The following is a 9583-nucleotide window of genomic DNA, read 5'->3' on the forward strand; positions in this document are numbered from 1 at the left end:
CGGCCGTGAAGGACTCCCTGAAGGAACTGCTCGACCTGCTGGACCTCGAACAGATCGAGAACGACATCTTCCGGGGCCGCAGCCCCGAGGAACGGCGGCAGCGCGTCTTCGGAGGGCAGGTTGCGGGGCAGGCGCTCGTCGCCGCCGGCCGGACCGTGCCCGCCAACCGGCCGGTGCACTCCCTGCACGCCTACTTCATCCGCCCCGGCGATCCGCTGGTCCCGATCGTCTACACCGTCGACCGGGTCCGCGACGGCCGGTCCTTCACCACGCGGCGCGTCACCGCCGTCCAGCACGGCAAGGCGATCTTCACCCTGTCGGCGTCGTTCCAGATCGTCGAGGAGGGCCCGAGCCACCAGGCCGCGATGCCGGACGCCCCCGCGCCCGAGACGCTGCCGGACGGCCTGACCCGGCTGACCCCGCTCTTCGGCGAGGTCGGCGCGCGGCAGTTCGTCACCCGGCGCCCGTTCGACATCCGGCACGCCACGCCGCTGAGCTGGGAGGCGGCCGAGGACCCGTCCCTGGTCTCGCCGGAGTCGATCGTGTGGCTGAAGGTCGACGGCGACCTGCCGGACGACCCGCTCCTGCACGTGTGCCTGATGACCTACGCCTCGGACATGACGCTGCTGGACACCGTCCTCCTCAACCACGGCCTCGCCTGGGGCGACAAGCGCACGATGGGCGCCAGCCTCGACCACGCGATGTGGTTCCACCGGCCGTTCCGCGCCGACGACTGGCTGCTCTACTACCAGGACACCCCGTTCGCCGGCGGCGCCCGCGGACTGGCCCGCGGCCAGGTCTTCACCAGGTCCGGTGAGCTGGTCGTATCGGTGATGCAGGAGGGGCTCATCCGCGTCGCGGACTCCCCGCGGGACTGAATTCGCGGAGCCTCCCCGAGAGGTTCGACGCCTCGCGGGGCCCGCGGGTTCCGCGGGAAAAAGGTGAACTCCGCCACGAAATCGCAGGTCAAAAATAGGTTGTTGATCGCGCGGAGTCCCCGTACTCTCGAACGCGAGCAATCAACACGGCCGTCGGTGGATCTTGCAGATCCCCGGGTGCGGCCCGAGTAGCCAGAGAGGTGGTGTGCAGTCCGGTGAGCAGCATGTTGACGAAATCCGCGCAGTCCTGGACCGCCGCCTGCCCTGGCAACTCGATCTCCGGTGCCCCCGCCGCGTATTCCGCGGACTCCGGTGTGCGCCTGCGCGAGTCCCTCGGCATGAGCGGCGAGCGCGGCGTCAACCCGAGTGAAGCGCACCTCGCGCAGCGAATCCAGGACGACCTGGGACGCATCGTCTTCGACCACCTCATCGAGGACACGACCGTCCCGGCTCCGGCCACGGCCCACGTGGGCGTCACCTTCACGGGTGGCGTGTCGGGTCCGTACCCCTGGAGGCGACCGGCCTAGCAGCAGGCCGGCAAGCCCCCAGGCCGCGGATCCAGACACCGGATCCGCGGCCTTCTTCTTTGTCCAGACAACCCACCGACACGCCCGTTGAGATCCAACGAGAGGAACAAGGGTGACTGTGATGCTGGGGGCTCTCGCAGTGAGCGAGGAGGACCTCACACTTCCGTGCCGGACCGATCCGGAGCTGTTCTTCGCCGAGGCGCCCGCCGACGTCGAGCTCGCCAAGGCCCTGTGCCTGGAGTGCCCGCTGCGCAGGGAGTGCCTCGCCGGTGCGCTCGAGCGCAAGGAGCCCTGGGGCGTCTGGGGCGGTGAGCTGTTCGTCCGCGGTGTGATCGTGCCGCGCAAGCGGCCGCGTGGCCGCCCGCGCAAGCACCCGCGGCCGGAGGACGTGACCGCGTGAGCGGAGGCCGGCCGCGCGAGCGGCCGGCGACCGCCGCGAACCCGGAGGCGCGGTCCCCGCGGGGACCGCGCCTCCGGACGGAGGGGAACACCATGACCGTCGAGCCACGAGAGATCCGCACACGCCGGGTTCCCGGCGAAGACGACATGACCATGCTCGATATGCCCGTGCTCGAAATGCCCGTGCTCGATATGCCCGATTTCGACGCGACCGCGCTCGTTGAGGACGCGCCTCGGGACCGGATGCCCGTGGCCGTGTCCGGCGAGCTGGCCGCCCGCGTGCGGGTGCTGCGGCGGGCGCGCCGCGACGCGGAGACCAGGGCGTCGCGCGTGCGGCGCGTCCTGCTCGCGCCGACGGCGCCGGCCGCGACCGGCGGGACGCGCATGCGGGCACCGAAGCCGCACTGGCACTGAGCCCGCGTCGGTAGCAGGCCGCCGCCCGTCCTTCTTGGATGGTTTGGCGGGCGGCGGGCCTCCCGGCGGGCGCATGGAGCGCGTCCGGTGACCCACTGCACCGGGCGCGCGAAACAGCGGGACCCCGCGCACCTCATCAGTGCGCGGGGTCCCGGCGTTCTCTCGCAGACCGGCCGTCACCGGCCGCCCGGCTCAGGTTGAGACGAGCTCTCCGTCCTCGTCGTCCGCGAAGCCCGGGACCCACTTCAGCGCCTCGGCGCGGGCCGGGATCTCGCACTCCAGCTGGCACAGCACGCCGGTCCCCGCGGACAGCACCCGGTGGATGATCACGTAGTCGGGCGGCAGGTTGAGCTGCCGGACGACGTTGGACGGCCGCAGGTCGGTGACCCGGGCGGCCATGTCGCGCAGCCACTCGCGGTTGAACTTGAACGTCTCGGTGACGAACGGCTCGGTCACCGGGGCCAGGAACGCCTGGAGCGACTCGGCGTCGATCTCCACGCCCTCGCGGATGAAGTCCTCCCGGCGCAGCGCCTCCTCGATCTCGTCGATGTCGGCCATCGTGCCGATCCGCAGCAGCAGGCCGAGCCGCTGCTGGAACCCGCCGGGGATGCGGTCGACGGCGCCGAAGTCCAGGACGCCGAGCCGGCCGTCCTCCAGCAGCCGGAAGTTGCCGGGGTGCGGGTCGCCGTGCAGCATCCCGGACCGCTTCGGGCCGGAGAACAGGAAGCGGCAGTACAGCAGCGCCGCGTGGTCGCGGGTCTCCTGGTCCCCCTCGCTGATGATCTTCGAGAGGGCGGTGCCGTCCATCCACTCGCTGATCAGGATGTCGCCGTCCTGCGCGATGACCTCGGGGATGTAGAAGTCGGGGTCGTCCGCGTAGGCCGCCCGGAAGGTCATCTGGGACTCGGCCTCGATCGTGTAGTCGAGCTCCTCGGCCACGCGCTCCTTCAGCTCCGCGAGCATCGACTTGACGTCCAGGCCGGGCATCAGCACGCCGAACATCCGGCCGAGCCGGGCGAGCTGGTTGAAGTCGCTGAGCAGGGCCTTCCCGGCGCCCGGGTACTGCACCTTGACGGCGACGGCGCGGCCGTCGTGCCAGACGGCGCGGTGCACCTGGCCGATGGACGCCGCGGCGGCGGGCTCGTCGTCGAAGGAGTCGAAGTAGTCCCGCCAGTCCTCGCCGAGGAACTCCGCCAGCACCTTGTGGACGGTCGCGGCGGGCAGCGGGGGAGCGGCCTCCTGCAGCCGGGTCAGCGTGGCGCGGTACGGGCCGGCGATCTCCGGCGGCAGCGCCGCCTCGAAGATCGACAGCATCTGGCCGAGCTTCATCGCCCCGCCCTTGAGCTCGCCGAGCACCTTGAACAGCTGCTCGGCGGTGCGCTGCTGGATCTCCGTGGCGACCGCCTCGGCGGGCTTGCCGAAGGTCCGCTTCCCCATGCCGAGGGCGGTGCGTCCCGCGAAGCCGATGGGGAGGGAAGCCAGCTTTGCTGACCGCGTCACCGCGCGGCGGGGAAGATCGCTCACGCGCTCCATTGTCGGTGATCGACTGTCGTTCACGCCACAATCACCAGTAACGATTGTCGGTGCCCCCATCGGTGCACCGTCCCGACCTGCGAAAACATGGTAAGTGTGCGCTTTCTCACGCCCTGTGAGGACGGTGTCGCGGGGGTCCGGCGGCCGGGCCGGCGGGCCGCACGGTACGGTGCGCACCATGTCCGAAGAGATCGCCGACGTGCTCCCGGTCGAACGCCGCCCGAACGGCGTCGTCGTCGTGACGCTGAACGACCCCGGCCGCCGCAACGCGATGACGGACGAGATGACCGCCGCCTGGAAGTCGGCGATGGCGGAACTCCGCACCGACCGGCGGGTCCGCTGCGTCGTGGTGACCGGCGCGGGCAGCGCGTTCACCTCCGGCGGCGACCTCTCCTGGCTCGCCGACACCAACGCCATCGCCGTCCCCGCGCTGCGCGACCGGATGCTGGCCTTCTACCGGACGTGGCTCGCGATCCGCGACCTCGAGGTGCCGACGATCGCCGCCGTCAACGGGCACGCGGTCGGCGCCGGGCTGTGCCTCGCGCTGGCCTGCGACCTGCGGTACGCGGCGTCCGACGCCAAGCTCCTCGCCCCGTTCACCGCGCTCGGGCTGCATCCCGGGATGGCCGCCACCTGGCTGTTCCCCGAGGTGGCCGGACTGCCGCTGGCCCGCGAGATGCTGCTGGCCGGACGGGTGCTCACCGGTGACGAGGCGGAACGTGCGGGGCTCGTCAACCGCGCCGTCCCGCGCGGCGAGGTGCTGGACGAGGCGCTCGCCGTCGCCGAACGCGTCGCGGCGCAGGCACCGGTCGCGACCCGGTTCACGAAGGTCGCGCTGGCGAACGGCGGCCACCGCGACATGGAGTCGGCGCTGCGCTGGGAGTCGCTCGCGCAGCCCGTCACGATGGCGTCCCCGGACATGCTGGAGGGGCTCGCGGCGCAGCGCGAGAAGCGCAGCCCGCGGTTCACCGGCGAGTGACACCGCGGAAGCTGCCGCCCGCGGCTTGACCCACCCATAAGCGGCCGCTTAAAACGTAGGCGCTGACCTGCGACGACGTCAAACACCCTCTATGGGGCGCGCAAATTTTCGAGTACCGTTCAGGCGTGCCCCCTAACGTTGAGGTCCGCCGAAGCGCCAGACGCCGGCGAACCGTGTCCGCCTACCGCGACGGCGACAAGGTGGTGGTGATGGTTCCGTCCAGGCTGAGCAAGGCCGAAGAGGAACAATGGGTCGCGACCATCCTGGAGCGCCTCGCGGAGCGGGAGCGTCGCCGGCGCCCCACCGACGCCGACCTGCAGGCGCGGGCCCGGGACCTGTCCCGCCGCTACCTCGCCGGACGCGCCGACCCCGTCAGCGTCCGCTGGGTCGCCAACCAGCGCACCCGCTGGGGTTCGTGCACGCCCGACGACCGCACCATCCGGCTGTCCACCCGGCTGCGCGGCATGCCGGCCTGGGTCGTCGACTACGTTCTCGTCCACGAGCTCGCGCACCTGCTCATCCCCGGGCACGGCGCCGACTTCTGGGAACTCGTCGGCAACTACCCGAAGGCCGACCGCGCCCGCGGCTACCTGGAGGGCGTCGCCGCCGCCGCGCACCTGCCCCTTGAGGCGGACGCGCCCGACGGCGATTTCGGGCCCGATCCCCGGGGGATGCACCACGGCGACGGGCTGCACCCCAGCGGTGAGTACCCCCGCGAGGTCGCCGGGTGACCGACGGCCCGGACACGGTGCCCGGCGCGTCGTCGCGGTTCGCCGCGGTGCTGTCGCGGCCCGGCCGCCGGACGGACGTGCCGCCCGGCATCGACCCCGACGAGTTCCGCCTCGCCCTCCTCGAAGACACCTACGAGGTCGTGGCCGGGCTCGAACTGGTGACGTCCGCGCTCGTCCTGGACCCGCCCGACCAGCCGGACGCCGAGGCCGTGACCTGGCCCGGCACACCGATCGTCCGGGAGGCGACCCTCGCCGGCGCGTTCGCGGCGCTGCACGCCCGCGGCGCCACCGCCGCCGCGCTCGTCGCGCCGGACGCGCCCGACCTGCCGCCGCTGCTGATCGGCAAGCTGTTCCGCGCGCTCGGCAGCGCCCCGTCCGCCGCCTGCCGCGCCGACGGCGCCGCCGGGCCGGACGGGCTCGTCGCCCTCGCCGCGCGGCTGCCGCTCCCCGACTGGCTCTCCGCCGCGCTCTCGGACGTCGATCTCGACACCCCCGACGCGCTGGACCGGCTCCGCGCCGCCGCGCCGCGGCCCGGCCTCGTCCCGCAGGGACCCGCCTGGCACCGCCTCCGCACCGCCGACGACCTGCGGCTTCTCGACCCCGGCCTGGAAGGCTGGGAGAACACCCGCGCCCTCCTCGAAGGCCACCCGCTCACCCGCTGACACGGCCGACTTTTCAGGCGGGCAGGGCGATCGCCCGTGCCACGAGCCTGCGGAGCGCGTCGTCGGTGGGCTCCGGCAGGCCGTCCACCGGGAACCAACGGAGGTCGTCCGACTCGTCGCTCACCGTGTGCCGGGCGTTCTCCGGCGCGATCGCGACGTACTGGACGTCCAGGTGCCAGGTGCCCTGCGGGTGGCAGCGGACCGCGTGCCGGTCCAGCTGGACCGGGTCGGGCAGCAGCCGCAGGCCCCGGATGCCGGACTCCTCCGTCGCCTCCCGCAGCGCGGCGCCCGCGAGCGTGACGTCGCCGGGCTCGCAGTGCCCGCCGAGCTGCAGCCACGCCTTGACCTTGGCGTGCAGGGTCAGCAGCACGCGGGTCCGGGACGCGTCGAGGACGGCGGTGCTGGCCGTGATGTGACCGGCCGCGCACTCCCGCCACATCCCGTCCGCCGGATGCTCCTCCAGATGCCGCAGGAACTCGGCCCTGGTCTGCTCCTGCCCGGGGTCGGGCGCTTCCCAGGACGACAGGACGCGCACGGCATCGGCGTACAGGAACCCTGGCGTCAACGACCGCGCGCCCAAGGAGCGGCCATCGGGAGACCCACCGGAGGAAGGCGTCTCCGCCTCTCCGGGAGTGCCGGCGTCCGCTTCCTTCTCCGCGACCGCTTCCCTCTCCGCGTCGGGGCGGCGTCCCCTGCGCGACGCCTTCCTCACGTGCGGCCCACCCGGGGATAGCGGGAATTGGCGGGGTGGCGGCGCCGCCGCTCCTGGTCGACCGGCCGGTGCCAGCACAGGCTCGACCGCAGGATACGGCGCCTGATCGCGTTCATGGACGATCCGGACGAGTACCGGCAGCCGTGCACGCGCGACTCACGCGAGCGGCTCATGCCCTGGGCCCGCCGTCGCCGGAGCCACCGTCTGGGCCGTCATCGGGACCGTCGTCCTTGTCGTCCTTCTCGTCCGGCTCGCCGGGCTCCCCGTCCTCCTGGGGCTTGGTGAGCTCGGACAGGTCGAGGTCGGACAGGCCCTCGATCTCCTCCCGGCCGTGCACGAAGCCGTCCGGGTCGTCGAGGTCGTCGGACGTGGGCAGCAGGTCGGGGTGGTCCCACACCTCGTCCCGGCCCTGGACGCCGCGCACGTCGGTGAGGGTCCGCCACAGCGTCGCCGCCTCGCGCAGCCGGCGCGGCCGCAGTTCGAGGCCGACGAGCGTCGCGAACGTCCGCTCCGCCGGGCCGCCCGTCGCGCGCCGCCGGCGCACCGCCTCGGCCAGCTTCACCGAACCGGGCAGGCGGCCGTCCGCCGCCTCGTTGACCACCGTGTCGACCCACCCCTCGACCAGCGCGAGCGTGGTCTCCAGCCGGGCCAGCGCCGCCTTCTGCCGCGGCGACTCCTCCGGCTGGAGCTGGATCTCGCCGCCGAGCGCCTCCTGGATCGCCTCCGGGTTGCTGAGGTCGAGGCCCTGGACGGCCTGCTCGATGCCCGACAGGTCGACGGTGATGCCGCGGGCGTACTCCTCGACCGCGCCCAGCAGGTGCGAGCGCAGCCACGGGACGTGCGCGAACAGCCGCTGGTGGGCGGCCTCCCGCAGCGCCAGGTACAGCCGGATCTCCTCACCGGAGATCTCCAGGCCCGATCCGAACGCCTCGACGCCGGCGGGCAGCAGCGCGCCCACGCCGTCCGGCGCGAGCGGCAGGCCCACGTCGGCCGAGCACGTCACCTCGCGGGCCAGCGCGCCGAGCGCCTGCCCGGCCTGGCCGCCGACCATCGCCCCGGCCATCTGCTTGACCATCCCGATCAGCGGGCCGGCCATCGCCTGCATGTCCGCGGGGATCTCGCCGCCGCCGAGCGCGCCGCCCATCGAGTCGACCATGCGGGTCGCGATCGGGTCGCACACCTTCGCCCACACCGGAAGCGTCTGCTCGATCCACTCGGACCGGCTCCACGCCTGCGGCGTACGGATGCCGGCGGGCAGCGTCGTCTTCTCGTCAAGCCACAGGTCGGCCAGGCGCAGCGCCTCCTCGACCTGGCGGCGCTCGGTGTCCACGACCGACGGGTCGCCCTGCTCCACCACCTGGTGCCGCGCGATGTTCTTGGCCAGATCCCAGTTCAGGGGGCCGCCGCCCGCGCCGCCCGCACCCTGCCCGCCGATCATGTCCGCGAACCGGTGCAGCATGTCGGCGAACTGCGCCATGTCGCCGCCCATGCCCTTGAATGGATCCTGGGGCCGGTCGTCGTCTCCGTCGCCGGGACGGTTGAAGCCGAAGGGAGTGTCACTCATCGGATCGCCCCTGGGATGCATGATGGGCTCATATCCGCAACGTTAGCCGGTCACGGCAAGGTCGCGTACACAAGGAAGGGGGCACCCCCGTGGTAACGGGCAAGGTTCGCCCTCGGCGTAGCAAGGGCCCGGTCGTCGCCGTCACCGGCGCGGCCACCGGGACGGGGCGGCTGCTCGCCGCCCGGCTCGCCGAACGGGAAGAGATCCGCAAGGTCGTCGCCATCGACGCGCATCGCGGCGACGTGCCCGGGGTCGTCTGGCGTGTCGTGGACATCCGGGACCCGCTGCTGCCCGGCCGGCTCTCCGACGTGGACGTGCTCGTCAACCTGGACGTCGAGCACTCCCCGGACGCCGCCCCCCGCGACCGCCGCACCCACAACGTCCGCGGCGCCCAGACCGTGGTGACCGCCGCCGCTGCCGCCCGGGTACGCCGTGTGGTCCTCGTCACGTCGACGATGGTGTACGGCGCCTCGCCCGGCAACGAGCTCCCGCTCCCCGAGGACGCGCCGCTGCTCGCCGAGGCCGACGCCAGCGTCGCCGGCGACTTCCTGGAGATGGAGGAGCTGGCCGCGACCGCGCCCGCCACCCACCCCGGGTTGGACGTCACCGTCGTCCGCCCCGCCGCGCTCGCCGGGCCCGGCGTCGACACCGTCGTCACCCGCCACTTCGAGGCGCCGCGCCTGCTGACGGTCAAGGGCAGCACACCCGGCTGGCAGTTCTGCCACATCGAGGACCTCGCGTCCGCGCTGGACGTCGTCGTCACCGCCGAGGTCGAGGGGCCCGTCGCGGTCGGCTGCGAGGGCTGGCTCGGCCCCGCCGAGGTCACCGAGATCACGGGCAAGCGGACCTTCGAACTCCCCGCCGCCCTCACCTTCGGCACCGCGCAGCGCCTGCACCGCCTCGGGATGACCCCGGTCCCCGCCACCGACCTGCACTACGTCGCCTACCCCTGGGCGGTGGACTGCGCCCGCCTCCGCGCCGCGGGCTGGAAACCGCTCTACGACAACGCGGCCGCGCTGCGCGCCGTCATGGAGGAGACCGCGGGCCGGCACGCCGTCGTCGGACGCCGCGTGGGCGGCAAGGAGGCCACCGTCGCGACCGCGACCGCCGCCGGCGCCACCGTCGCCGCCCTGGGCGCCGCGGCAGCCCTCCGCCGAGCCCGCAAACGCCGCACGACCTCCTGA

11 protein-coding genes are annotated in these 9583 nt (G+C 73.2%); 8 read left to right on the forward strand and 3 right to left on the reverse strand.

All coding sequences use genetic code 11. From position 1 onward, the window contains the following. Positions 1-5: 5 nt before the first annotated feature. The 4 genes from tesB (at position 6) to IEZ03_RS25475 (ending at position 2218) form a co-directional block, all read left to right on the forward strand. On the forward strand, positions 6-878 hold the full coding sequence (gene tesB, locus IEZ03_RS25460; protein WP_184887619.1) for an acyl-CoA thioesterase II: 873 nt from the start codon (positions 6-8) through the stop codon (positions 876-878). Between the two features lie 224 nt (positions 879-1102). Further along, a complete protein-coding gene (locus IEZ03_RS25465; RefSeq protein WP_184887617.1) occupies positions 1103-1405 on the forward strand; it encodes a hypothetical protein in 303 nt (100 codons plus the stop codon). 121 nt (positions 1406-1526) lie between these two features. Next, positions 1527-1805: a WhiB family transcriptional regulator gene (locus tag IEZ03_RS25470; protein ID WP_132049500.1), complete on the forward strand. Its 279-nt coding sequence runs from the start codon at positions 1527-1529 to the stop codon at positions 1803-1805. Positions 1806-1897: 92 nt separating this feature from the next. Then, complete coding sequence (locus IEZ03_RS25475; RefSeq protein WP_184887615.1) at positions 1898-2218, forward strand: hypothetical protein; 321 nt, start codon at positions 1898-1900, stop codon at positions 2216-2218. Positions 2219-2410: 192 nt separating this feature from the next. Here IEZ03_RS25475 and IEZ03_RS25480 read toward each other — a convergent pair whose 3' ends face one another. Beyond that, positions 2411-3742, reverse strand: a complete 1332-nt coding sequence (locus tag IEZ03_RS25480) for an ABC1 kinase family protein (protein WP_229808573.1) — start codon at positions 3740-3742, stop codon at positions 2411-2413. Between the two features lie 187 nt (positions 3743-3929). Here IEZ03_RS25480 and IEZ03_RS25485 point away from each other — a divergent pair, with 187 nt between their 5' ends. From IEZ03_RS25485 to IEZ03_RS25495, 3 genes are all read left to right on the forward strand, one after another. Further along, entirely contained in the window at positions 3930-4730 is an 801-nt protein-coding gene (locus tag IEZ03_RS25485; RefSeq protein ID WP_184887611.1) for an enoyl-CoA hydratase/isomerase family protein, read from the forward strand. Between the two features lie 173 nt (positions 4731-4903). Then, entirely contained in the window at positions 4904-5461 is a 558-nt protein-coding gene (locus IEZ03_RS25490; RefSeq protein ID WP_184887609.1) for a M48 metallopeptidase family protein, read from the forward strand. Then, positions 5458-6123, forward strand: a complete 666-nt coding sequence (locus tag IEZ03_RS25495; RefSeq protein WP_229808574.1) for a hypothetical protein — start codon at positions 5458-5460, stop codon at positions 6121-6123. Before IEZ03_RS25490 ends, IEZ03_RS25495 begins: the two co-directional genes overlap by 4 nt. A gap of 13 nt (positions 6124-6136) precedes the next feature. Here the strand turns inward: IEZ03_RS25495 and IEZ03_RS25500 are convergent, their stop codons facing one another. Together IEZ03_RS25500 and IEZ03_RS25505 are read right to left on the reverse strand one after the other, a co-directional pair. Further along, a complete protein-coding gene (locus IEZ03_RS25500; RefSeq protein WP_229808575.1) occupies positions 6137-6688 on the reverse strand; it encodes an NUDIX hydrolase in 552 nt (183 codons plus the stop codon). Positions 6689-7004: 316 nt separating this feature from the next. Further along, complete coding sequence (locus tag IEZ03_RS25505; RefSeq protein ID WP_184887607.1) at positions 7005-8399, reverse strand: zinc-dependent metalloprotease; 1395 nt, start codon at positions 8397-8399, stop codon at positions 7005-7007. Between the two features lie 89 nt (positions 8400-8488). Here IEZ03_RS25505 and IEZ03_RS25510 point away from each other — a divergent pair, with 89 nt between their 5' ends. Beyond that, entirely contained in the window at positions 8489-9583 is a 1095-nt protein-coding gene (locus IEZ03_RS25510; RefSeq protein ID WP_132049512.1) for an NAD-dependent epimerase/dehydratase family protein, read from the forward strand.

Source organism: Actinomadura livida, assembly GCF_014648675.1.
Lineage (GTDB): Bacteria > Actinomycetota > Actinomycetes > Streptosporangiales > Streptosporangiaceae > Spirillospora > Spirillospora livida.